Here is a 463-nt window from a genome sequence, read left to right on the forward strand (position 1 = left end):
GTTCAGCGTCGGCGATTTCAGCTTCTCCGGCCGCGATTTGATCCTGCTGTTCGGCGGGGTGTTCCTGCTGTTCAAGGCCACCATGGAGCTGCATGAACGGCTGGAAGGGCAGACGCATCAAGACGGCGCTAACCGCGGTTACGCCAAGTTCTGGGCGGTGGTGGTGCAAATCGTGATCCTCGACGCGGTATTTTCGCTCGACGCGGTGATTACCGCCGTGGGCATGGTGAACGATCTGCCGGTGATGATGGCGGCGGTGGTGATCGCGATGGCGGTGATGCTGTTGGCGTCGAAGCCGTTGACCAACTTCGTCAACGCGCACCCGACCATCGTGGTGCTGTGCCTGAGCTTCCTGTTGATGATCGGCCTGAGCCTGATCGCCGAAGGCTTCGGTTTGCACATTCCTAAAGGCTACCTGTATGCCGCTATCGGCTTCTCGATCCTGATTGAATTGTTCAACCAG

1 protein-coding gene is annotated in these 463 nt (G+C 58.7%); it reads left to right on the forward strand.

Annotated elements, in window-relative coordinates:
- Positions 1–463: TerC family protein (locus KHA85_RS20175; protein WP_213186662.1), on the forward strand; the 463-nt coding region annotated here is incomplete at both ends.

Origin of the sequence: Dietzia massiliensis, from assembly GCF_018390595.1 — a bacterium.
Lineage (GTDB): Bacteria > Actinomycetota > Actinomycetes > Mycobacteriales > Mycobacteriaceae > Dietzia > Dietzia massiliensis.